This is a genomic window from Paenibacillus oryzae, from assembly GCF_001675045.1.
Taxonomy (GTDB): Bacteria; Bacillota; Bacilli; order Paenibacillales; family Paenibacillaceae; genus Pristimantibacillus; species Pristimantibacillus oryzae.
In genome coordinates, this window is sequence record NZ_LYPA01000047.1 from 82,397 (window position 1) to 105,263 (window position 22,867).

At 50.2% G+C, this 22,867-nt stretch carries 20 protein-coding genes; 15 read left to right on the forward strand and 5 right to left on the reverse strand.

From position 1 onward, the window contains the following. The gene (locus A7K91_RS09470; RefSeq protein ID WP_068682005.1) at window positions 1–504 is read left to right on the forward strand and encodes an A24 family peptidase; all 504 of its coding nucleotides are present in this window, start codon (window positions 1–3) and stop codon (window positions 502–504) included. A gap of 39 nt (window positions 505–543) precedes the next feature. Further along, on the forward strand, window positions 544–2,217 hold the full coding sequence (locus tag A7K91_RS09475) for a DUF6382 and FHA domain-containing protein (protein ID WP_068682008.1): 1,674 nt from the start codon (window positions 544–546) through the stop codon (window positions 2,215–2,217). 100 nt (window positions 2,218–2,317) lie between these two features. Here the strand turns inward: A7K91_RS09475 and A7K91_RS09480 are convergent, their stop codons facing one another. Then, window positions 2,318–2,833 (reverse strand): hypothetical protein, encoded by a 516-nt coding sequence (locus A7K91_RS09480; RefSeq protein ID WP_068682010.1) that lies wholly within the window; start codon window positions 2,831–2,833, stop codon window positions 2,318–2,320. Window positions 2,834–2,914: 81 nt separating this feature from the next. Continuing rightward, window positions 2,915–3,352, reverse strand: coding sequence for a DUF2621 domain-containing protein (locus tag A7K91_RS09485; RefSeq protein ID WP_068682012.1), 438 nt, complete (start codon window positions 3,350–3,352; stop codon window positions 2,915–2,917). A gap of 620 nt (window positions 3,353–3,972) precedes the next feature. Between A7K91_RS09485 and A7K91_RS09490 the strand changes: the two genes are divergently transcribed. The 4 genes from A7K91_RS09490 to ppnP all read left to right on the forward strand — a co-directional run bounded on the left by A7K91_RS09490 (window position 3,973) and on the right by ppnP (window position 8,469). Then, window positions 3,973–5,082 (forward strand): deoxyribonuclease IV, encoded by a 1,110-nt coding sequence (locus A7K91_RS09490; RefSeq protein ID WP_068682014.1) that lies wholly within the window; start codon window positions 3,973–3,975, stop codon window positions 5,080–5,082. A 31-nt stretch (window positions 5,083–5,113) separates the two neighbouring features. Then, on the forward strand, window positions 5,114–6,010 hold the full coding sequence (gene purU / locus A7K91_RS09495; RefSeq protein ID WP_068682016.1) for a formyltetrahydrofolate deformylase: 897 nt from the start codon (window positions 5,114–5,116) through the stop codon (window positions 6,008–6,010). 75 nt (window positions 6,011–6,085) lie between these two features. Continuing rightward, window positions 6,086–8,104, forward strand: coding sequence for a transketolase (tkt, locus tag A7K91_RS09500; RefSeq protein WP_068682018.1), 2,019 nt, complete (start codon window positions 6,086–6,088; stop codon window positions 8,102–8,104). Between the two features lie 47 nt (window positions 8,105–8,151). Then, window positions 8,152–8,469, forward strand: a complete 318-nt coding sequence (gene ppnP, locus A7K91_RS09505) for a pyrimidine/purine nucleoside phosphorylase (RefSeq protein ID WP_068682020.1) — start codon at window positions 8,152–8,154, stop codon at window positions 8,467–8,469. Window positions 8,470–9,364: 895 nt separating this feature from the next. On the opposite strand, the gene A7K91_RS09510 is transcribed toward ppnP, so the two are convergent. Continuing rightward, window positions 9,365–10,189, reverse strand: coding sequence for an AraC family transcriptional regulator (locus tag A7K91_RS09510; RefSeq protein WP_082967335.1), 825 nt, complete (start codon window positions 10,187–10,189; stop codon window positions 9,365–9,367). A 143-nt stretch (window positions 10,190–10,332) separates the two neighbouring features. On the opposite strand from A7K91_RS09510, the gene A7K91_RS09515 reads away from it, so the two are divergent. From A7K91_RS09515 to A7K91_RS09550, 8 genes are all read left to right on the forward strand, one after another. Continuing rightward, window positions 10,333–11,631, forward strand: coding sequence for a Gfo/Idh/MocA family protein (locus A7K91_RS09515; protein WP_068682024.1), 1,299 nt, complete (start codon window positions 10,333–10,335; stop codon window positions 11,629–11,631). Between the two features lie 204 nt (window positions 11,632–11,835). Further along, on the forward strand, window positions 11,836–12,357 hold the full coding sequence (locus A7K91_RS09520; protein WP_068682026.1) for a DUF420 domain-containing protein: 522 nt from the start codon (window positions 11,836–11,838) through the stop codon (window positions 12,355–12,357). Between the two features lie 143 nt (window positions 12,358–12,500). Further along, window positions 12,501–13,850, forward strand: a complete 1,350-nt coding sequence (locus A7K91_RS09525) for a glucose-6-phosphate isomerase (protein WP_068682028.1) — start codon at window positions 12,501–12,503, stop codon at window positions 13,848–13,850. A gap of 21 nt (window positions 13,851–13,871) precedes the next feature. After that, the gene (locus tag A7K91_RS09530; protein WP_068682029.1) at window positions 13,872–14,504 is read left to right on the forward strand and encodes a YigZ family protein; all 633 of its coding nucleotides are present in this window, start codon (window positions 13,872–13,874) and stop codon (window positions 14,502–14,504) included. A 242-nt stretch (window positions 14,505–14,746) separates the two neighbouring features. Then, window positions 14,747–15,562: a sulfate ABC transporter permease subunit CysT gene (cysT, locus tag A7K91_RS09535; protein ID WP_082967336.1), complete on the forward strand. Its 816-nt coding sequence runs from the start codon at window positions 14,747–14,749 to the stop codon at window positions 15,560–15,562. Between the two features lie 2 nt (window positions 15,563–15,564). After that, entirely contained in the window at window positions 15,565–16,362 is a 798-nt protein-coding gene (locus A7K91_RS09540) for a sulfate ABC transporter permease subunit (RefSeq protein ID WP_068682164.1), read from the forward strand. A gap of 3 nt (window positions 16,363–16,365) precedes the next feature. After that, on the forward strand, window positions 16,366–17,430 hold the full coding sequence (locus tag A7K91_RS09545; RefSeq protein ID WP_068682031.1) for a sulfate/molybdate ABC transporter ATP-binding protein: 1,065 nt from the start codon (window positions 16,366–16,368) through the stop codon (window positions 17,428–17,430). 264 nt (window positions 17,431–17,694) lie between these two features. Further along, window positions 17,695–18,762 (forward strand): sulfate ABC transporter substrate-binding protein, encoded by a 1,068-nt coding sequence (locus tag A7K91_RS09550; RefSeq protein WP_068682166.1) that lies wholly within the window; start codon window positions 17,695–17,697, stop codon window positions 18,760–18,762. A 190-nt stretch (window positions 18,763–18,952) separates the two neighbouring features. Here the strand turns inward: A7K91_RS09550 and A7K91_RS09555 are convergent, their stop codons facing one another. Beyond that, window positions 18,953–19,894: a helix-turn-helix transcriptional regulator gene (locus A7K91_RS09555; RefSeq protein WP_068682033.1), complete on the reverse strand. Its 942-nt coding sequence runs from the start codon at window positions 19,892–19,894 to the stop codon at window positions 18,953–18,955. A 94-nt stretch (window positions 19,895–19,988) separates the two neighbouring features. Between A7K91_RS09555 and A7K91_RS09560 the strand changes: the two genes are divergently transcribed. Further along, window positions 19,989–20,615 carry a peptidase E gene (locus A7K91_RS09560; protein WP_068682035.1) on the forward strand — a complete coding sequence of 209 codons (627 nt, stop codon included), beginning with the start codon at window positions 19,989–19,991 and terminating at the stop codon, window positions 20,613–20,615. A gap of 32 nt (window positions 20,616–20,647) precedes the next feature. Here the strand turns inward: A7K91_RS09560 and bglX are convergent, their stop codons facing one another. Then, entirely contained in the window at window positions 20,648–22,789 is a 2,142-nt protein-coding gene (bglX, locus tag A7K91_RS09565) for a beta-glucosidase BglX (RefSeq protein WP_068682172.1), read from the reverse strand. Between the last annotated feature and the right edge of the window lie 78 nt (window positions 22,790–22,867).

Genomic DNA, 22,867 nt, shown 5'->3' on the forward strand with positions numbered 1-22,867 from the left:
ATGGCGATCGCGGCCGTATCCTTGCTGCTCCTGATCGCTTTTATTACCGACATACGCACGCAAAGGATTCCCAATGGACTAAATTTGATCTTTTTTTGCGGAGCGCTTCTGTTTTATGTGAGCTATGAAGGAGTGGGAGGCTTAAAAGCCTCATTGATAGGCGCGGCAGCAGGCTTTATCCCGCTTCTGCTCCTCTATTGGGCAAAAGGGCTTGGAGCAGGAGACGTTAAGCTTTTTGGAGCAGCTGGCGCCTGGCTGGGGATTCTTCCTGTGCTTCAGCTAATGCTCTATTCGTTTCTGTATGCGGGAGCGTTGGCGGCTCTTTTGCTGCTTGCCCGGAAAATGAGTCTTTTTCGTGAGTGGCAGCAGCTGCCCGGATCAGCAAATGCGAAACAAGCCTGGATGGAAAACGCGCGTTGGCTGAAGGAGGGGAAAAGCTTCCCTTTTATGCTGGCTGTAGCGCCCGCTGCTGTCACCATTTTGTGGATGGCTTTTTTTCAATAGATGGTTTTTTTGTGCAGATGAGGAAAGGAGAAAGGGAAAATGCTGCGTTTTGTGATTGATTTTGAAATGAATGCCGGGCATGAGATGACGCTGGGACGAGAACCAGGCATACAGAGAAGCGAATTGGTGGAGCTGGAGCTGAATATGCTTCAAGCGGCTCAATTATCAGCGCTTCTGCGTGTGGATTGGGTCAACATCGACGGCTCCGTTACGTTCCGTTATTCGTTGTCTGGCTGCAAGCTCCTGCTTCACCGTCTTCAGCAAAATGCCATTACCATGGAGCAGTATTACGGACTGCTGCTAAGTACGGTGGACGCGTTGACGGAATGCGGCGATTATATGCTGCGGCCGGAAGGATGCCTGCTGGATGAAGGGTTTATTTATGTTGGCGAGAGGCTGCATGAGTTGCGGTTTGTTTATGTTCCCATTGACCATAAAGGGCATCATGGCTATGACAATGGAGATTTGCTTTCTCTGGCTGTAAAATGGCTTTCCTATGTTGAAAAGGTGGATGGGGAAGGGCTGCGCAGCATATTGCAGATGTTCAGCGACAGCAAATGGCCGCTGGAAAAGCTCCGTGCGCTTTTATTGGAGCTCATCGGCAAATCTATTCCAGGAGGAGCATTGCAAAATAAAAAATCAACAGATGACATTTCAATAGGTGAAATGTCAACAGATATAAATTCTGCCGGTATTAATTCAACAGCCGCGAAATCAATAGGTTTACAGCCAACAAATGCAAAGCCGCCGCATGCTGGGCCGCAAACGTTAACGTCTATGCGGGGAGATGCAAGGCTGGAAAAACTGGAGATAAGGCAAGCGATACAGCAAAATGATCAGCTATCCGCATCAAAAGCGTCCGCTTGGGACGAAAGTTCACAAACTTTGGAGAAAGAGCGTTCCTATTTGGAGCCTGACGAAATGGAGGATGAACGCCAAGGCAAGCGGGGCAAATGGCTGGCAATGGCTGCTTTTGCTATTGGGACGGCTCTGATATGGCGGTTTATTTATATGACGGAGCCATCCTCCAGAAATCTGTATCTAAGCCTGGGTCTTACTCTGGCTGTATTGGCATTGGTTTTGTTCGTCATGAAACGGGGTCAGCGGATTTTTTTGGAAAAACAAGAGGAGGATATGGAGGCGGACTGGAGCTCCTTTGATCCCGATACAGGATATTTGCCCCCCGTAAACCGGCGGTTCCGAGCGTTGAAGCAACCCGAGCTTCATGAGAAACCCCAGCGGCCTGGACGCCATGAGTACCTGGATGTAAATAAAGCGCGTACCGAAGAAGGTACAACAACCTCTATAGGGGATTATTCTCTTCCTGCCAGGCCGGTCCAAAACGAACCTACTGTGCTGCTCTCCCGTAGCGGGGAAAAAGCAGGGGGTACAGCTGCAGGCAGCGAGGGCTGGAATGCGATATTGCGCAGAAAATGGAAGGGCGCCGAGGAGGATATTGATTTGACCGCTGACATCTTTAGAATCGGAAGGTCCGGCGAAGGCGCAAACTATACCGAAAATGCGGATGGCGTTTCGCGCATCCATCTGGAGATTGGGCGAAGCGGCGAGGAGCATCATGTCAAGGATTTGGGCTCCCGAAACGGGAGCATTCTTAATGGCGAGCTGATGGTTCCCTACAAAGTCTATAAGCTGGACAAAGGAGATGTCATCCATCTTGGCGGGGAAAAGGGTCCGGAGTATTGCCTGGTTTAATGTATATTTGCCAGCCATTTCCTCGATTAACGAAAAGGCCGTTTCCGGCCGCTGGCTCGTGGCTGGCGGATCAGAAACGGCTGCTTGAAATGGTCAAGCGTTATTGTGTCATTTGCTCAATGGACTGAAGCCAGTTCTGATGTGCGGCAGGATCGTCCTGAACAGGAGTAACCGTATATTGAATAAACACCTTGGCATCCTCAGGAAGCTCATTCACCGCAGCAGACAGCTCTTCGGTAAACCGATAAGCGTCCGTCCCGCTATCTGTAGTAATTTCGATTGAATTATTATCAATAATTCCGTTAAATGTGCCAGTCGCAATTGTGACTGTCCCCTCCGGGGTTTCTTGATTACCTTGTTCATCCGAGCCGCCGGCGGTTTCGCCGTTTTCAGCTCCGGCATCGTTGCTTTGACCGCTATCGCCAGGGGAGCCAGGCTCCATAATGCCTCCCTCGGCCGGCAGCTGATCGCCCTCCGAGTTGTTTCCTCCGGCGTTCTCCACAGATATCGGGTCGATTTTGGTTACTCCGCATGCCGATAGGGTAAGTGCAACAGCTAACAGCACGGCTGTGGCTATTCCTGCTTCTCTGCGTTTTTTCGCTTTTGAAAAATTCATGATGAAGCACCTCCTCCATGTTTTAACGAATCTGCCGCCCGGTGGGTTGCATTTTTTTTGGTAGACGGCAGTGAAAGGGCGTTATTTGTTGAGTAGATGCTCGTATGCGCTGTAGTCGATGCCTTTCCGATTCAGAAAATTAACCAGGCTGCGATAATCCCGGCTCGGGGTTGCCCGAATGTATCCCTCTATACAATGCTCTCTTGTTACGGCTTCAGCGCCTTGCTCAATTGCTACCTGGCCGATTTTTGCAGCGATGGAATGTTTGGCGATATCACGGAACGCTGACGGAACCGGTGAAACCAATTCATCCAGTAACGCTTTGGCGTCGTCGCCCCACATGCTGCGGCTGCGATCCACCCAATAATTTTGCCAATCCAGCTTTGACTTGCCGTCCCGCATGGGAAGCACTTTCAAAAACTTGCGGAACATAAAAAAACCGCCGACAGACATAGCCAGAACCATAATAATCGCCCAAAACACGATAAAATACATAAACCAGCTGGATGTTTCGCCCATTTGATTTGTCACCTCAATTGTAAATTATACTGTATTTTAAATCATATTTCGATATGGATTAAAGAGGAAAGAAGCCTTTTTGTTCCAGATAGCGTCCAATCGATTGGAGGTGGCATGATGAAAATAAATTTTTTATAGGAACAGACGATGAAGTTCGGGTCGCCCAATATTCAATTGAAGGCGTCAGGCCGCAGTAAACTAAATGCATGCACGGGAATTGAAACGAGGCAAAATAACAACGGCGGGGAATCTTATGCTTTATCGGATTGCGAAACCGATAGCGGCAGAAGCTTCTCGTTTCCAAAAATAAGATAAATTACAAAAGGAGCCGATGGAACTTTATTCCATTGACTCTTTTTTATTAGGTCGTGTTCGAAAAAACTCTCAACGTCATTTTGCAACGCCTTTTTGCCCCCTGCTGCGTCCATTTTGCTTGACTTCCCCACGGTAGGCCTACACAAAACTTCCTTGCATGAGAAGAAGATTTGACGAAGTCTGTTCCTTCCAGAGTATTCGGACACGCCCTAGATTTATTTCGTCATTCCCTGTAAAATAAGCTTTGATCAACTTCAGTGGTCCGTTTTTTGTGAAATCTTACTTTTAAAAAGGGGTGTTCGCTCATGTTGAAGATAGGTTCCCATGTGTCCTTTTCGGACAAGGGGCTGATTACTGCGGCCAAAGAAGCTATTTCCTACGGCTCCAGCACATTTATGATTTATACCGGCGCACCGCAAAATACACGTCGCAAGCCGATAGAATCCTTATATATTGAAGAAGGCAAAGCCTTAATGGAGGGGGCGGGCATTAACGAAATAGTTGTGCATGCGCCCTATATTATTAACCTGGGCTCCTATAAAGAAGACACCTTTGAGCTGGCGGTTAATTTTTTGCAGGAAGAAATCCGGCGTACGGCAGCCATTGGCGTACGCAATATCGTATTGCATCCCGGAGCCTATACGGACAGGGATGCCGAATACGGGATTAACCGTATTGCGGAAGGCTTGAATATGGTGCTGGACGGAACAGAGGGGCTGGACGTAAACATCGCGCTGGAGACAATGGCCGGCAAAGGAACGGAAATTGGGCGCAGCTTTGAGGAAATTGCATCTATTATAGAAAAGGTGCGGAATAATGAACGTCTGACGGTATGTATGGACACCTGCCACATGCATGATGCAGGGTATGATTTAATTCACAATCTGGACGGCGTGCTGGAGGATTTCGACCGGATTGTAGGTCTTGAACGCGTAGCCGTTGTTCACGTCAACGACAGCAAAAACGGACGCGGCGCGGGCAAGGACCGTCACGCGCCAATCGGCGCAGGCTGGCTCGGACATAAAGCGCTGTCGGCAATCGTTCATCACGAGAAGCTGCAAGGACGCCCTTTTATTCTGGAAACGCCATGGATTGGAAAGGACGATAAAAAAGTTCGTCCGATGTACGAGATCGAAATTGCGCTGCTGCGCGGCGAAGTCGAGTCGCGCTTTGGGGCCGGCTTCCTGGAGGATGTTGAACGGCTGAACGACTTTTTTGCTACACGTGAAATTGACCGGCGCCAGTTTGTACTTGATACCTGGAACCTTCTAAAGACTGATGCCAAAGCCAAAAAAGCCGATCCGCGCGAGCCGATGGAGCGGTTATATGATCTGGTTGTGGAGGAACGGCCAATCAGCGCCGATCTGAGCGAAGAAGAAATTAACCAGCGCCTGACGGCGTGGTTTGCTGGCTAGGCCAAATCCAAATCCATGTGAGAAAAGGAAGATGAATGTGACGCAAGCTGATGTAACCAATAATCCAACCGGAAAAGGCGGCCGTGCAAGAATGCTGATTTCTTGCCCTGACCGGTCCGGTATCGTGGCTGCCGTATCCCATTTCCTGCACGAGCACGGCGCAAATATCGTGCAGTCCGATCAATATACGATGGACCCCGAAGGCGGCATGTTTTTTATCCGCTTTGAATTTGATTTGAATGATGTAGAAGTTGAACTGCCAATTTTGGTGGAGGATTTTACGCGTGTGGCGGACCGCTTCCAGATGAAATGGCATATTTTCCGCGAAAGCCGCAAAAAACGGCTGGCAATTTTTGTTTCCAAAGAGGATCATTGCTTGCTTGAGCTGCTGTGGCAATGGAGAAACGGCGATTTGGATGCCGACATCGCTATGGTGGTCAGCAACCATCCCGATATGCGCTCGCTGGTGGAGCCTTTTGGCATTCCCTTCCACCATATTCCCGTCACTCCTAGTACTAAGGATGAGGCCGAACGCAAGCAGATGGAGGTTGTCGCAGGCAAAGCGGATCTGATCGTTCTCGCTCGCTACATGCAAATTATTTCGCCCAAGTTCATCGAGCAGTTCCCTAACCGGATTATTAACATCCACCATTCCTTCCTGCCTGCATTTGTCGGCGGCAAGCCGTATGCCCAGGCTTATACCCGCGGGGTAAAAATCATCGGCGCAACGGCGCATTACGTAACGGAGGAACTGGACGGCGGGCCGATCATCGAGCAGGATGTCCAGCGCGTCACGCACCGCGACAACGTGGATAACCTGAAAAGAATCGGCAGAACGATTGAACGAGTTGTGCTGGCAAGGGCCGTCAAATGGCATATCGAAGACCGCGTGCTTGTGCACCAGAACAAGACTGTTGTGTTTAATTAACAAGGAATGATACAATGAATACAGAATTTGAAATTGTCAAAATGAGATTTAAACAGAAAACAGGAGGGTAATAAAATGACGGTCAGTCAAAAATCGATTCAACAGCTTTCAATCGATACCATTCGTACGCTTGCGATTGACGCGATTGAAAAAGCTAAATCCGGCCACCCGGGCATGCCGATGGGCGCAGCTCCGATGGGGTATCAATTGTTTGCTCAAAATATGGTTCACAATCCATCCAATCCGGAATGGGTAAACCGCGACCGCTTTGTTTTGTCCGCGGGACACGGCTCCATGCTGCTGTACAGCCTGCTGCACCTGTCCGGCTACGCGCTGCCGCTGGAAGAGCTGCAAAACTTCCGTCAATGGGGCTCCCTGACACCGGGTCATCCTGAGTTTGGTCATACGGCTGGCGTTGACGCAACAACCGGACCTCTGGGCCAAGGCGTAGCAATGGCAGTTGGCATGGCTATGGCAGAGGCTCATCTCTCCGCTGTTTATAACAAAGACGGCTTTGACATTATCAACCACTTTACTTATTCCATCTGCGGCGACGGCGACCTGATGGAAGGCATTTCCCATGAAGCGGCTTCTCTCGCTGGCCACTTGAAGCTGGGCAAGCTGGTTGTTCTTTATGATTCCAACGACATATCGCTGGACGGCGAATTGAATTTGTCTTATTCCGAAACCGTTCAAAGCCGCTTCGAAGGCTACGGCTGGCAAGTGCTGCGCGTTGCCGACGGCAACGATGTAGAGGCATTGGCTGCTGCGGTAGCAGAGGCTCAAGCGGAAACAGGCAAGCCAACCCTGATCGAGGTTAAAACTGTTATTGGCTACGGCAGCCCGAACAAAGGCGGAAAAGGCGGCCATGCAGGCCCTCACGGCTCGCCGCTCGGCGCTGACGAAACCAAGCTGACCAAACAATTCTACGGCTGGAACGAAGAGCATCAGTTCCACGTGCCTGACGAAGTGCGCGCCCATTTTGCTGATGTTAAGGCAAAAGGCGAAGCGGCTAACGCAGCATGGAATACTCTGTTTGCGGCTTATAAGGAAGCACATCCTGAACTGGCCAAGCAATTTGAACTGGCTACCAGCGGCGATCTGCCGGAGGGCTGGGATGCCGACCTGCCGCATTACACGACTGAATCCAGCGCGGTATCGACACGTGTTGCTTCCGGCAATGCGCTGAACGGCCTGGCCAAAAACGTACCTAGCATTGCTGGCGGCTCCGCCGACCTGGAAAGCTCCACAATGACTCACCTGAAAGGCTTGACGCAATTCAAGCCCGGCAGCTACGACGGCCGCAACATTTACTTCGGCGTACGTGAATTCGGCATGGCTGCCGCAATGAACGGCATCAGCCTGCATACCGGCATCAAGGTATTCGGCGGAACGTTCTTTGTGTTTACGGATTACCTGCGCCCTGCAATCCGCCTGGCTGCTCTGATGAACCTGCCGGTTGTTTACGTGCTGACGCATGACAGCATCGCGGTAGGCGAAGACGGACCTACGCATGAGCCGATCGAGCAGCTGGCTTCCATCCGTATCATCCCAGGCTTGACGGTTATCCGTCCTGCTGACGGCAATGAAACCTCTGCCGCATGGGCTTATGCCGTTGAAAACAAAGAAAACCCGGTTGCTTTGGTATTGACTCGCCAAAACCTGCCGATTCTGGAGGGCACCGTTCAAGGCGCTCGCGAAAACCTGCGCAAGGGCGCTTATGTGGTTTCCGATGCAAAAGACGGCAAGCCGCAAGCACAATTGCTGGCTACAGGCTCCGAGGTTCAACTGGCGGTTGCAGCTCAAAAAGCGCTGGCTGAAGAAGGTATCCAGGTTCGCGTAATCAGCATGCCAAGCTGGGATCTGTTCGAGAAGCAATCCAAGGAATATAAAAACTCTGTACTGCTGCCTGACGTTAAAGCACGTCTTGCTATCGAAATGGCTCATCCGTTCGGCTGGGAGCGTTACACAGGCGATGGCGGCGACATTTTGGCGATCGACCGTTTTGGCGCTTCGGCTCCTGGCGACCGTGTCATCAAGGAATACGGCTTTACCGTAGAAAATGTAGTAAGCAAAGTCAAAGCGCTGCTGTAATCCCATTTTAAAGAGGTCGTTTTAGAACCCTAAAGGAGAATCCTCATATGTCGCAATTCGAAAATGTAACGGTTGTTAAAAAAGCCAATGTGTATTTCGACGGCAAGGTGACCAGCCGCGTCGTTTTGTTCCCTGATGGAACGAAAAAAACGTTAGGCATCATGCTTCCCGGCGATTATGAATTTGGCACGGACTGCGTGGAAATTATGGAGATTCTCGGCGGAGATCTCAAGGTGCTGCTGCCAGGAGAAACGGAATGGCTGCACATCCAGGGAGAAGGCGAATTCCAGGTGCCTGCCAACACCAAGTTTAAGCTGCAGGTAACGGAAGTAACCGACTATTGCTGCTCGTATATTTACGAGTAATTGAAAAGAGGGGCCCCACGTTGTTCGTGGCGGCCCCTTTTGCTTTTTGTAGTGTTTTTTTTGTTGTGCTTTTTCTGTAGTGCTTTTTTGTAGTTTTCGATTTTTGCTTGATAATCTCTTCATGTCCCCTATACATCTCTTTAGATCTCTTCGAATCTGTATATACACCTTTTATCCGGCACACTAGCGAGCGCTGGCGTAGCAGAACTTATGGACGAATCTAGAAATCGGCGCTTGACTGCTAGTGAAAGAGCATCTTGTGTCTAAAGACTACTTTGATTGCATCGTTGGGCTTACAATCAACAAGCGGCCTCTTTCGAGCGGTATTCTTAGACAGGATCACTCTCTTGCGGACAATTATGACCGTTAAAAGCTACTTTTTGAGGATTTTCACTTTGTAAAGGACATTGATGACCGTAAGACCTCATTATCCCGTTCATATGTGCTACTTTTAGGCTGTAAAGGTCACGGGTGACCGTTGCTCACAGCAAATCTAGCAAAATTGGCCTGTGGCGGTCATCAATGACCGTTAAGCTAAAGGGAAAGCAAAGCGAAGGAAGGGAACCCTTCACTCATGAGTAGGTGTGCTAAGCTCTGTGCAAGCCATTACCTGGAGTTTGTCTATCCAAATGGCAAGCCGTAACTTAGAGCGTGCTCTATCCTACTAGGGCGATCCGTAACTTAGGGCTTGTTCAGGCCCAGGATGAGCCGCAACCTAGGGCTTAGTTTAACCTAGAGGACAGCCGCAATGGGAAGAAGAGGCATCACGAGCTGCAATAGCTGTCGCAATGATATAGCAGCTGTCGCACTGATATAGTTGTCTCACTGATATAGTAGCTGTCGCACTGATATAGCTCTGTCACAATCACAATGATATAGCCGTTTGTTGAACGAGTCATTCTTTTTTGCCAGCATGAAGCTTGCGATATTGCAGGGGCGTGCAGCGCAGCAGACGCTTGAAAACGCGCTGGAAGTGTGCAAGGTTATTGAAGCCGGACTCCTGAGCCACATCGACTACCCGCATGCTGGTTTCCGCCAGCAGCTCGCGGGCTTTTTTTATGCGCAGCCAAACCAGGTATTCCGTAAACTGAAAGCCTGTATATTGGCTGAATTTTCGGCTGACATGGTAGGGACTCATATAAAATTGCTTGGCGATTTCCGTTAAGGATAAAGGCGAGGCATAATGCTCGTGCATATAACGGATCATTTCCTCCCAAACCGTCGGTTCCGGACGAAGCTCCTTTTCCGCAGCTTTTTCCGTCATTCTTGCAAGCTGAACAAGCAGCTGCGTTAGCAAGGATGCCAAAAATAGAGGTGTTGATGCTTGCGGCTTCCGGCTTTCGCCAATCATCATGTTCAATAAATATTCAATGGACTCCTGCTCCTTGACGTCAGGCGAAAGCCGGCCGCTAGCAGACAGCATTGCCAGAAGCTGCTCCGGCTCCGATCCCAGATGCTCCCGCAAGTACCGCCCGTGGAACTGTAGCAAAATCCGTTCGTGGTCGGGCTTCCCCGTATCCAGCGTCCGGTGAAGGATATGTGGCGGAATCCAGATAAGGTCTCGTGGCTGTACCAGCATATTGACATCATGAATAAAATATCTGCGTTCGCCATGCAGCAGGTAGTACAGCTCGTAAAAGTCGTGAATTTCATCCTTCTCCATCGTAAAATGGCCCTCGCGCTTCAGCCTTTCAATCTTGAACATGGAGCTGCTCATCATAGCGGCCTCCTTCCATTACGCTTTGAGCACAAGATATGCATACTTTTTTGAATATAAGCAATAATTCAGAAGAATATTGACTTATTTTGTTCTACTATGAGTATAAGCTTAACATCAATCATTGGTAAAGGCGGGTATGGGATATGGGGAAAAAGAGATATGCATTGGTGGGCACAGGTTCGCGGGCAGAGTTTTTTTATGGGGCGCTGGTTCGGGATTTCAGGGACCAAGGCGAGCTTGTCGCCTTCTGCGACAGCAACGTTACACGGATGAATTACGCTAACTCCTTGCTGCAGGAGCGCTATGACCATGCTCCCGTCCAGACGTACCGGGCAGAGCAATTCCAGGAGATGATTTCCCGGGAAAAGCCGGATTGTGTAATCGTAACCTCCATGGACCGCACGCATCATACGTATATCATTAAAGCGATGGAGCTTGGCTGCGACGTCATTTCCGAAAAGCCGATGACTATAGATGAGGATAAATGTCAGGACATTCTGGACGCTGTTGAGCGGACGGGCAAAAATCTTCGGGTTGCGTTCAATTATCGCTACGCGCCCCATAATACAAAAATCCGCGAGCTGATTATGGACGGAGTCATCGGCGAGGTGAATTCGGTTCATTTCGAATGGCTGCTGGATACGCAGCACGGCGCCGATTATTTCCGCAGATGGCATCGGGACAAGCGCAACAGCGGAGGGCTGCTGGTGCATAAATCGACGCATCATTTCGACCTAGTGAACTTCTGGCTCGGTTCGGAGCCGCAGACGGTATTTGCGATGGGCGATCTTCGCTTTTACGGCAAGGAAAACGCCGAACGCCGCGGCGAAACTCGGTTTTATCAACGGGCTTTTGGCAGCCCGGCCGCCAAAGAGGATCATTTTGCCCTGCATCTGGACCAAAATCCTTATTTAAAGGCGATGTATCTGGATGCGGAGCATGAGGATGGCTACCAGCGCGATCAAAGCGTATTCGGAGACGGCATCAACATCGAGGATACGATGGGCGTTATGGTGCAATACCGGAGCAAAGCTATTTTGACCTATTCGCTTAATGCGTATTTGCCTTGGGAGGGCTTCCAGGTTGTGTTTAACGGCAGCAAGGGCCGTCTGGAGGTAAGAGTAGTGGAGAAGCCATACGTAAACGGCGGCGGTGAAAAATCACAGGAGGGTGCGGTGAAGGGCATACGGCTGCTCGTTATTCCTATGTTTGATCCTGCCTACGAGGTTGAGGTAGAGACGGGCGAAGGCGGACATGGCGGCGGCGATCCTGTTCTGCTGCGCGATTTGTTTGGTCCTCCGGCATATGACCGCTTCAATCGGGCAGCGTCACATATAGATGGAGCCATGTCAATTCTGACGGGCATCGCGGGAAATCGCTCAATCAAAACGGGGCAAGCCGTCAAGGTGAATGAGCTGGTCCGTTTCCCATCGGGCAAATAATTGGCGAAGGCACTGGCAAGGAAAAGCACGCTCCGCAAAGGGCGTGTTTTTTTGTCGAGGGAACCGGGAGGAAGCAAACTTTCGTTAAATTGTTACAATCAAGGCGAGAGAATGCATTGTATACGCAGGGGGGATTGAGATAAAGTTATATAGACTGCATAAAATATAGCTTTTGAACACGCACTATATGATGGAGGTTTCCTGATGAAGCAAAAGAACTATACGCCGCTGGTCGCAATCCTGACGGTGGTTATCGTGGCGCTGGTGGCAGTTTTGTTTTTTCTGCCGGCCTATGACGGAGAAATCGGCTTTAATGTCAAAATTTTGCCTATGCTAAACGCGATTTTCAACAGCTTTACCTTTCTGTCACTGGTTGTTGCGCTAGTGGCGATTAAACGGAAAAACATTAAAATGCACCGTACCTTTGTTGGCATGGCGTTCCTCACAACGACCCTGTTTTTGGCTTCCTATGTGACGTATCACTACTTGACGGAGTCGACGCCATATGGTGGCGAGGGTATTTTGCGCGGCATTTATTTCTTTATTTTGCTAACGCATATCGTGCTGGCCGTTGTTGTTGTTCCGCTGGCGCTTCTGTCCGTGGTACGGGGAATGACGGGGCAAATCGAAAAACATCGCAAAATATCCAAATGGACTATGCCGATCTGGCTGTATGTCAGTCTGACGGGCGTTATCGTTTATTTGATGATTTCCCCCTATTATTAAGGAAAAGCCGGTTGCTCCTTCATCAATCGTTCATGTTGAACAGGCTTGTGTTCTAGGGGTAAATTGGCTATCCTTAAGGAATAGCCGAAGCTGGTAACTGGCGAAGCCAAGGCTTCGTAAAATACGTTGGGAGGCAATACGGGATGAGTAAAACAGTAAAGTTTGACTACAGCAAAGCGCTTGGCTTTATCGGCCAGCATGAAATTGATTATTTAACGGCGCAGGTGAAGACGGCGCATGATAATTTACATAACGGAACGGGAGCCGGCGCGGACTATCTGGGCTGGATCGATCTTCCTTCCAACTATGACAAGGATGAGTTTGCACGAATCAAAGCGGCAGCTGAAAAAATCAAAGGCGATTCCGAGGTTCTTATCGTAATCGGCATCGGCGGCTCCTATCTGGGCGCGCGCGCTGCCATCGAAATGCTGTCGAACTCCTTCTATAACATCCAATCCAAGGAGCAGCGCAAAACGCCTCAAGTGCTCTTTGCTGGCAACAACATCAGCTCTACCTATGTAACGCACCTTCTGCAGCTGCTGGAGGGCAAGGACTGGTCGATTAACGTCATCTCCAAATCCGGCACGACAACTGAGCCGGCTATCGCATTCCGCGTGTTCCGCGCCGAGCTGGAGAAAAAATACGGCAAGGAAGAAGCTCGCCGCCGCATTTACGCAACAACCGATAAGGAAAAAGGCGCATTGAAAAAGCTGTCCAATGAAGAGGGCTACGAGTCCTTTATTATTCCTGACGACGTGGGCGGCCGTTATTCCGTTCTGACGCCGGTTGGCCTGCTTCCGATTGCCGTTGCGGGCATTGACATTGACGCCATGATGCAAGGCGCGGCTGATGCTTCCAAGGAATACAGCAGCCCTGATCTGGCCGAAAATGAAGCTTACCAATATGCTGCGGCAAGAAACGCGCTTTACCGCAAAGGCAAAGCAACTGAAATTCTTGTCAACTACGAGCCAAACCTGCATTTTGTATCGGAATGGTGGAAGCAGCTTTTCGGCGAAAGCGAAGGCAAGGACTACAAAGGCATCTATCCTGCATCTGTCGATTTCTCCACTGATCTGCACTCCATGGGTCAATTTATTCAGGAGGGCAACCGCAATATTTTTGAAACGGTTATTCAGGTCAATGAGGTTCCTGAGCAAATTACCATTCAATCCGATGCAGATGATCTGGACGGCCTGAACTTCCTGGCTGGCAAAACGATGGATTTTGTCAACAAAAAAGCATTTGAAGGTACGCTGCTTGCCCATACTGACGGTCAAGTGCCTAACCTGATTGTCAACATTGCCGACCTGACTCCTTATACGTTTGGCTATCTCGTTTATTTCTTTGAAAAGGCCTGCGGCATCAGCGGTTATCTGCTTGGCGTCAATCCGTTTGACCAGCCGGGCGTAGAGGCATACAAAAGAAACATGTTTGCGCTTCTGGGAAAACCTGGTTATGAAAAAGAAAAAGCGGAGCTGGAAGCGCGTCTGTAAAGTACGGAGGGATAACATTCCATGCTGAACAGATACCGAACGGTACGACAGGAAAATCATGAAGAAATCGTGGTCAAAAAATCCCGTTTTATCGGCTATGCGAAGCCGGTGGAATCGGAAGAGGAGGCTGTCGCGTTTATTGATGAAATAAAGCGGCTGCACCGGACGGCGACCCATAATTGTTCCGCGTACATCGTAGGGGAGCGGGATCAGCATCAAAAAGCCTCGGACGACGGCGAACCAAGCGGCACGGCCGGGAAGCCGATTTTGGAGGTCATCCGTAACAAAGGACTAAAAAATGTTGCGGTAGTCGTTACCCGCTATTTTGGGGGCATTATGCTTGGAGCTGGAGGACTTGTCCGGGCTTATACGGACGGGGCGGTCGCGGGTATCGAGGCAGCTGGGGAAATTGAGCTGGTCCTGCATCGCGAGGTTTTTGTCGAGGTGGATTACACGTGGTACGGCAAGCTGGAGAATGAGCTTCACGCCCGGGCCATGCGAATTGGAGGCACGGAGTTTACCGATAAGGTAACGGTTTGCTGCTTGCCGGAGGAGCCTGACAAAGAGAGCTTTATAGCCTGGATGACGGAGCTGACTGCAGGCCAGGCCGTAATAGCCGAAGGAGAAGCCCGTTATTGCATTGAAGGCGAGTAGGCATATAGCGGTTGTTCATAAGGTTAAAGCAATAGCCGAGTTTAATACTTGGCTAGCAAGCTGTTTTTTCTGCCAACGTGGCGGGGAAAACAGCTTTTCTTTTTTTCAAAATGGTAAAAACATGTTGACGTATCCGCTATCGGGATGCTACATTATCAATACCAAGTATTATAATAGGAATTGTTAAAATGGCTGGTTAATACCCTGCGGCACGAGCCGACGGTTTGGAGGGTTACGTCACAGTGAATGCGTTATTTCGGGGAAAGGCCTGGAGCTTCGGTTTTCGGAGCACAATTATGCTTTACTTTGTTTGCCTGATTGTTTTGCCTATCTGCGGGATTTATGTTCAATCTCTATCGGAGGGCTGGTCCGCATTTTGGGAAAGCATCGCCGAACCGCTTGCCTGGAAGGCTGTTATGCTTACCATCAAGCTGGCCGTTATTGCAACATTAATCAATATGGCGTTAGGCACTATGATTGGATGGGTATTGATTCGATACCGCTTCCCCGGCAGAACGATTCTGAACAGTCTGGTGGATTTGCCTTTTGCATTGCCGACCGCGGTTGGAGGCTTGCTTATTTTATTGCTGCTGGGACCAGGCAGCCTGGTTGGCGGCTTGGCGCAAGCGATTGGCATTCAAATCGTTTTTCATGAACCAGCCATCGTTGTGGCTATGGTATTTGTCACCTTCCCGTTTGTAATCCGGGCTATTCAGCCTTTGCTGGAGGAGCTGGACAAATCCGAGGAGGAAGCCGCATATACATTAGGCGCTTCCAAAGCCAAAACCTTTTTTCAGGTTATATTGCCGACTATGGCGCCCGGCATTGCCAGCGGGGCTATGCTGGCCTTCTCGCGCGGACTTGCCGAATTTGGCGCAGTTGTTCTGGTGGCGGGCAATATTCCCGGAAAAACGCTTGTTGCCTCCGTTTTTATTTTTGGCGAAATAGAAAGCAATAACCCTCAAGGAGCCGCGGCTGTGTCCGTGCTGCTGCTTACTCTGTCCTTTCTGATTCTCTGGATCGTCAGCATGATTCAGTCCAGGAGGTCGGGACAATGAGCATAAGACGGTTATGGATCGGTTTGACGTATGTCGTATTTGGGCTGCTGCTTATCGTGCCGCTGATTCAAATAGCTGTTGGAGCCTGGAGCGACGGGGCGCAGTCTTTTGTAGACGCGCTGCTTCGTCCGCAATCGCTTCATGCATTGATGATGACGGGCATCATTGTTGTAGTCGTTACCGCAATCAACACCTTGTTTGGCGTGATGCTGGCGCTGTATCTTGTACGGGGAACATGGCTTGGGGGCAAAATAAAACGGCTGTTGAACAGCATTGTGGATCTGCCTTTTGCGGTGTCGCCCGTCATTGGCGGCCTAATGATTGTTTTGCTGCTTGGACCTAATACGATTATTGGAGCTTTTTTTGAAGATATCGGCTTTAAGGTGGTTTATGCGCTTCCGGGTATGATTCTGGCGACCTTGTTTGTTACCTTCCCGATTATGGTGCGCGAGGTTATGCCGGTGCTGCAGGAAATCGGGTCGCAGCAGGAGGAAGCCGCATCCATGATGGGCGCGTATCCCTGGTATACCTTTTGGATGGTTACCTGGCCGTCCATACGCTTTGGGGTTATCTATGGCGTCGTGTTGACGGTAGCTCGTTCGCTCGGCGAATTTGGCGCAGTATTGGTTGTTTCGGGCAACATTATGAACAAAACGCAAACGGCTACAACGCTGGTTTATCAGGATGTCGAAAACTTTAATGTGGTTGCCGCAAATGGAGTTGCGCTAGTGCTTGCGGCTTTTTCCGTAGGCTTGCTGCTGCTCATGGAATGGGCAAAAAAACGAAAGGAAGTGCATTAGCGGATGCATATCGAGGTGCGGGGTTTAAACAAAAGCTTCGGCGATTTTCATGCGGTCAAGGATGTCAGCTTTGATATTGAAAAAGGCAAGCTGATTGGCCTTTTGGGGCCAAGCGGCGGCGGCAAAACATCGATTTTGCGAATGCTGGCGGGACTCGAAACGCCTTCCAGCGGAGATATCGTTTTTCATGGCAAACGGGTAAACGACCTTCCCCCGCAGGAACGCGGCATCGGCTTTGTTTTTCAAAACTATGCCTTGTTCAAGCATATGACCGTTTATGACAATGTAGCGTTTGGACTCAAGGTGAAGAAACAAAGCAAAGAGCAAATCCGCGAGCGCGTCATGTATTTGGTGGAGCTGACGGGTCTAAAGGGCTTTGAGCATCGTTACCCGCATCAGCTGTCCGGCGGCCAACGTCAAAGGGTGGCGTTTGCGCGGGCGCTTGCTCCCGAGCCTCAGCTTCTGCTTCTGGATGAGCCATTTGCGGCCATCGACGCCAAAATTCGTTCCGAGCTTCGCACCTGGCTGAAGGATTTGATCGAAAGCGTAGGCATTACCTCCATTTTCGTCACGCACGACCAGGAGGAAGCCATTGAGGTTGCGGACGAAATTATGATCATCAGCAAAGGACGGCTGGAGCAAAAGGGCAGCCCTTGGGATATTTACAAAGAACCGGCAACGCCGTTTGTAGCCAGCTTTATCGGGGAATCCACCATTGTGGAGGATTTGTCGGAGCTCAAGGGCTTCGAGCATGCCTCCAGCGAATCTGGCACCAAGGCGCTTATTCGTCCCGAATACATCGAGCTTGGCAAGCCGGGAGAAATCAAGCTGGTATCCGCAACCATGCCTGCGGTTGTGAAGCATTTGCATTTCCGCGGCAGCGAATGGATGGTTGAGCTTGAGGTTGGCTCCACCAAGCTGATCACGTACCGGTCGCTGGAGAAGGATGTGCTGCATCCCGGCGAACAGGTTAACGTGCTCCTGCATCGGGCATATCTGTTTAACGATTCCCGCAGCTGGATTCTTGAAAACCCGCTTAAAGTAGACCCAATGCCTATGTTCATTTAATGGTTTCATCTATAAGTTGGACTAAAGAATTGTCAAAAGAAGGCCAGAGTGTGCATGGTTCTGGAAAAAGCCTATGCTTACGAAGCAACGTTCTTCCAAAACGTTTTGAGCGCTCGCTTGTGTTTCTAGATTTCAACATTAAACCTATAAAATCATGAAATGTTGAAACAACTGCGATCGGAAGGACCTTTCGCATGACGGCCCTCTTCGCTGAAATTGATTTATTCAACTTATCCACTTTCACGAGAAAGAGATGTTGTGATGATGGGAATCAAAAAGGGAAGATCCGGCGCAGCGCGGGCAATCGCATTGCTTGTGCTGCTGCTCATTATAGCGGGCTGCAGCGGAAATAGCGGAAATAACGGCAATGAGGATGGTGGCGAAACACCTGCAGAGGGACAGGTAACGCTTGTTATCGGCGCTTATTCCGTCGTCAAGGACGCCTTTGCGGAGCTGCTTCCAGAGTTTAAGCAGAAGTGGCTGGAGGAAACGGGCCAAACGGTTGTGTTCCAGGAATCCTATGAGGCTTCGGGTACGCAGGCGAGAGCGATTGCCGGCGGTTTTGAGGCTGACGTTGCCGTATTGGCCATGGAAGGCGATATCGACAAGGTGGAGGATGCCGGTTTTATTACAAAGAACTGGCGCTCCCCCAATGATGGCATGATTACCGAATCCATTGTTGTTTTGGGAACGAGACCGGGAAATCCGCTTGGTATTTCCGATTGGGAGGACCTCGCTGCAGATGGGGTAAAGGTGCTTTATCCCAACCCCAAAACCTCCGGCGGCGCGCAATGGGACATCAATGCCATTTATGGGGCTGGCCTCAAAAAATCGGAGGATCTGAACGGGGAGAAATCGCCGGAATATGCCAAGCAGTTTCTGAAGTCCATTCATCACAACGTCGAGTCGCTGGACAAAAGCGGGCGGGCCTCCATGGCGGCTTTTGAATATGGCGTGGGCGATGTTATCGTGACCTATGAAAATGAATTGCTGGCGCGTATCGCCAAAGGCATTCCTTATGACATCGTTATTCCGAAGTCAACAATCAGAATTCAAAATCCTGCTGCCGTAGTGGACAAAAATGTCGACAAGCATGGCACGCGCGATGTTGCGGAAGCATTTGTAGCCTTTCTGCACAGCCCCGAGGCGCAGCGCAAGTTTGTGGAATACGGCTTCCGCGCCGTCAATGAGGAAGTGGCAAAGGAAACGGCGGATCGTTATGTCGTGCCGCAGGAGCTGTTTGATATTTCCTATCTTGGCGGCTGGCAGCATGTACGCGAAACGCTGTATTCGAAGCGTGGAGTTTGGTATCAGGTGCTTGCCGACCTGTAACATCGCCATTCCATGCGCGAAACCGCAGGAAGTCGCCCTTGATCGGGTTACTGACACGCCTCAGTGGAATAGAGCTAAATAAGCACACCGCAGTAATGTTGCTATATGCAGCAATTGCGATGTGCTTTTTGGTATAAAGCTGCATGTATGAGAACCTTGAGGTTTGGCCCTGCTATTAAACAACTCTGATTCATATAGAATTAAAGTGTTTGGTTACGGAAGCTAATTGCTCCTGAATTAGAGTTTTTACGGAGTCTGGCTGGATGGACCTAATCGTTGCTCCATAGCTCATCAAGTAATTTGCAATAAACCGCTCTTCGCCTTTGTTGTAAAAGCCTTTAATGAAGTAACGACCTTGCTCCTGCAGCAGCTCCATTGAAGGATAATGCTCCTTATAAAAAAGATCGACTCCTCTGCTTGAAACCTCTGCCTGAAAGGTAATGGCCTCTTTATCCCGAAACATCGCTTTGGAGGCATTAAGCAGCTCGGAAAGCGGTTTGGCTAAATAGAGATTACAGGCTTTCACAGAACGGATTTTGTCGCAACGGAATATTTGCGGCTTATTGCTCTCGAAATTATAGGCTGCTGCATACCACTGTCCGTGAGCAGAGGTAATGTCAAAAAATTGGACATGATAGCTCCTCAGAGCATCCCCCTTGAAATAATGAACCTCACAGCCATTTTCATCTATCGCCATTTCCAAAATAGTCTCCAGCCAGCTGCATTCATTTAGATTTTGATAACGGCCCAAGCTGAAAATCATCTCCATTTTTTGCAGTTTCTTTTTACGTTCCTCTGAAATGCAGCCTTCGAACTTTTCCTTTAGCCTTTGAATGTTCAAGCTAAAGGGGGTCGACTGATAGCCGTTAAGAGTCTGCATAGCAAAATACAAGGCATGAACCTCGTCTATTGTAAAAATAATAGGGGACAATAAACGATTGGGAAGCAGGTTGTAGCAGCCGTTTCTTCCAGCCGTGGAGTAAATAGGCATGCCCATCTCCTCCAGAGCCTGAACATCGCGAAGCGCCGTGCTTTTGGAGATGGCGTAGCGATTCATTATTTCTTTGAGGTTAAATGACTTCTTGTCATTAAGATACAGCATCAGATCCTGAAGCCGGAGTGACTGTTTCATGGCCGATCCTCTTTTCGAATGAAAGGTTTCATGTTATGACACCATTATAGCGTATACTACAGAAAACAGGACAACACGAAAGGAGCAATGATGAATGAAAAGGATGTTTTTGGCATCATCCTTTGTGGATGTAGCGGATAAATTTATACACTTTGAAGGAGATTTGAGAGGAAAAAGCGTAGCCTTTATTCCTACCGCAAGCAAAGTCGAGATGGTTGTTTTTTATGTGAATGCGGGAAAAAAGGCGCTAGAGCAAATAGGCCTGGCTGTTGACGAGCTGGATGTATCGACAGCTTCAATCGACGAGATGATCAGCAAAATAAATAATCATGATTTCATTTATGTGTCAGGGGGAAATACGTTCTTTTTGCTGCAAGAGCTGAAAAGAACCGGCGCAGATCAAATCATTATAGAAGCGGTGCATTCGGGCAAGCTCTATATCGGAGAATCTGCCGGAGCTATTATTACAGCGGCTACTATTGAATATGCAGGGGCAATGGACAGTGTGGAAAAAGCGCCTGATTTAGAAAGCTTCGACGCATTGAATCTGGTAAACTTTTATACCATTCCTCATTATGGAAATCCGCCTTTCCAACAAACAGCGCAAAAAATAATGGATACTTATTCATCGGCTTTGAATTTGCTCCCTATCAGCAATAATGAAGCAATCGTAGTAAACGGCAATGTTGTCAAAATAGAACGAAACGAGGCCCCCGGCTAATGAGCCTGAAGCCTCGTTGCTGCAACTATTCTTTATTTGACCAGCTTAAATGGCATAGCCGTGTTTTCTTTGCTGTTTGGTCCAACAAAAGCGATGAACGCTCCGGCGTCGCTGGATAAGCTCAAATCGGAATGATAATACCGAAGCTGCTCTTCGGTCAATGTAAAGGCGACACGTTTGCTTTCGCCTGGCTGGAGCTCTATTTTGCGGAAATCCTTTAATTCCTTGACGGGGCGCACCACCTCGCCGGAGAGATCGCGCACATAAAGCTGTACGGCTTCCATTCCCGCCATTTCACCGGTATTGGTTACCGTTACCGATATCGACAGCTCCTCGTCAGATTTCATGGTTTTGGAGGAAATGGCCGCGTCGCTGTAGTCAAAAGCGGAATAGCCAAGCCCAAAGCCAAACGGAAGGAGCGGCTCGTTTGGTATGTCGAGATATTGGGAAACGTAACGCTCTTGGGCGTCAGGCGCGCCTTGCGGCCTGCCTGTGTTAAAGGCGTTGTAATAGACCGGAACCTGGCCAACGCTGTATGGAAAGGACATCGTCAGGCGGCCGGACGGATTGGCATGGCCGAGCAGCAGATCGGCGATTGCACGGCCGGCCTCGGAGCCGGGGAACCAGGCCTCCAGCACCGCATCGGCTTCGTCCAGCACGCCGTGCAGGTCAAGCGGACGGCCGTTGAACAATACCGCAACAACAGGTTTGCCTAACGCCTTCACTTTGGCTACAAGCTCCAGCTGAGCCTGCGGTAAGCGAATATCTGCGCGGCAGCCCGCTTCGCCGCTCATATCGGAATCCTCGCCTAGCGCCAATACGATAACCTCCGCGTTATGTGCGGCGGCTAATGCCTCTTCCCACTGGGAAGCCGTGGGATGCTCCATGATGCCGCAGCCTTCCGCAACATACAGCTTGCCCGAGCCAGCCGCAAGCCCAGCGGCCAACCCCTGATTCAGCTTGACGGCATCCTCGCGCGAGCCCGTCCAGGACCATGGTCCAAGCACATCGCCGCTTGCTGCAAACGGTCCGATCAGAGCAACTTTGGCATTCCCTCGCAGCGGGAGAACGCCGCCTTCATTTTTCAACAGCACGCAGGATTGCAGCGCCAGCTCGTAAGCGGCATCGCGATGCTCCTTGCTGAACACAAACTCCTTCTCCCGATCGGGGTCGGCGGCCCGGTAAGGCTGCTGGAACAAACCAAGCTTTTCCTTCAGCGTCAAAATCCGCAGCACGGCTTCATCAATTAACGCTTCATCCACCTCGCCGGTTTTCACCAGCTCCTCAAGATGATTGACATAACAAGGGGTCATCATTTCGATATCAACCCCGGCCTCCATGCTTTTTAATGCGGCTTCGCGTTCGTCTGCGGCTATACCGTGCGCAATCAGCTCTCTTACCGCTCCCCAATCGGAGATGAGAATGCCGTCGAAGCCCCATTCCTTCCTAAGCAAATCCCGCATCAGCCTGCGATTTCCGGTAGCAGGAATGCCGTCGACCGTATTGAAGGAGGTCATCACCATTTCGCAGCCTTCATCCAGCGCGGCTTTGTAGGCTTGCAGATAAAACTGTCTAAGCTGCCGCTCCGACATGTCCACCGTATTGTAGTCGCGTCCCGCTTCTGCCGCGCCATATGCCGCAAAATGCTTGACGCAAGCCGCAACGCGGCCCATGTCGCCCGCCAGATCGCTGCCCTGAAAGCCGCGAACGAAAGCCCGGGCGAACAAAGCATTCAGATGAGGGTCCTCTCCGGTTGATTCCATTACGCGGCCCCATCTTGGATCGCGCACCAGATCCGCCATCGGCGCATAGGTGACATGAACGCCGGAAACAGCGGCCTCCAGCGCCGCAATTTCCGCGCTTCGCTCCGCAAGCTCCATATTCCAGGAGCAGCCGATCGCCAGCGGCACCGGGAATATCGTTTTGAATCCGTGCACAATATCCGCCATCATCAATAGAGGAATGCCCAAGCGGTTGTTCTCCAGATGGGTGCGCTGCACGGCAATCACTTCCGCGGCGCCCGCCATGCCTAACACGGACCCGGCATTGGCCACCGTGTCACGGGTTATGCCCATGGCTTCCATAGGGCCCGTAATAAGTCCGGCGCTTTCCGCCCCTTCGAAAAAGGGAACGGCCAGCTGGATCAATTGGGCTATTTTTTCATCCAGCGTCATTTGAGCCACAAGCTGCGGCAAGGTGCCTTTGCCTTGATAACCGAGAGTTTGCGCACCTGCGGCTGGTGTCGATGCTTG

Coding starts and splice junctions, on each gene's coding strand:
- A7K91_RS09470 (WP_068682005.1), top strand. CDS start 1: ATGGCGATCGCGGCCGTATCCTTGCTGCTCCTGATCGCTTTTATTACC.
- A7K91_RS09475 (WP_068682008.1), top strand. CDS start 544: ATGCTGCGTTTTGTGATTGATTTTGAAATGAATGCCGGGCATGAGATG.
- A7K91_RS09480 (WP_068682010.1), bottom strand. CDS start 2,833: ATGAATTTTTCAAAAGCGAAAAAACGCAGAGAAGCAGGAATAGCCACA.
- A7K91_RS09485 (WP_068682012.1), bottom strand. CDS start 3,352: ATGGGCGAAACATCCAGCTGGTTTATGTATTTTATCGTGTTTTGGGCG.
- A7K91_RS09490 (WP_068682014.1), top strand. CDS start 3,973: ATGTTGAAGATAGGTTCCCATGTGTCCTTTTCGGACAAGGGGCTGATT.
- purU (WP_068682016.1), top strand. CDS start 5,114: ATGAATGTGACGCAAGCTGATGTAACCAATAATCCAACCGGAAAAGGC.
- tkt (WP_068682018.1), top strand. CDS start 6,086: ATGACGGTCAGTCAAAAATCGATTCAACAGCTTTCAATCGATACCATT.
- ppnP (WP_068682020.1), top strand. CDS start 8,152: ATGTCGCAATTCGAAAATGTAACGGTTGTTAAAAAAGCCAATGTGTAT.
- A7K91_RS09510 (WP_082967335.1), bottom strand. CDS start 10,189: ATGATGAGCAGCTCCATGTTCAAGATTGAAAGGCTGAAGCGCGAGGGC.
- A7K91_RS09515 (WP_068682024.1), top strand. CDS start 10,333: ATGGGGAAAAAGAGATATGCATTGGTGGGCACAGGTTCGCGGGCAGAG.
- A7K91_RS09520 (WP_068682026.1), top strand. CDS start 11,836: ATGAAGCAAAAGAACTATACGCCGCTGGTCGCAATCCTGACGGTGGTT.
- A7K91_RS09525 (WP_068682028.1), top strand. CDS start 12,501: ATGAGTAAAACAGTAAAGTTTGACTACAGCAAAGCGCTTGGCTTTATC.
- A7K91_RS09530 (WP_068682029.1), top strand. CDS start 13,872: ATGCTGAACAGATACCGAACGGTACGACAGGAAAATCATGAAGAAATC.
- A7K91_RS09545 (WP_068682031.1), top strand. CDS start 16,366: ATGCATATCGAGGTGCGGGGTTTAAACAAAAGCTTCGGCGATTTTCAT.
- A7K91_RS09550 (WP_068682166.1), top strand. CDS start 17,695: ATGGGAATCAAAAAGGGAAGATCCGGCGCAGCGCGGGCAATCGCATTG.
- A7K91_RS09555 (WP_068682033.1), bottom strand. CDS start 19,894: ATGAAACAGTCACTCCGGCTTCAGGATCTGATGCTGTATCTTAATGAC.
- A7K91_RS09560 (WP_068682035.1), top strand. CDS start 19,989: ATGAAAAGGATGTTTTTGGCATCATCCTTTGTGGATGTAGCGGATAAA.
- bglX (WP_068682172.1), bottom strand. CDS start 22,789: ATGACGCTGGATGAAAAAATAGCCCAATTGATCCAGCTGGCCGTTCCC.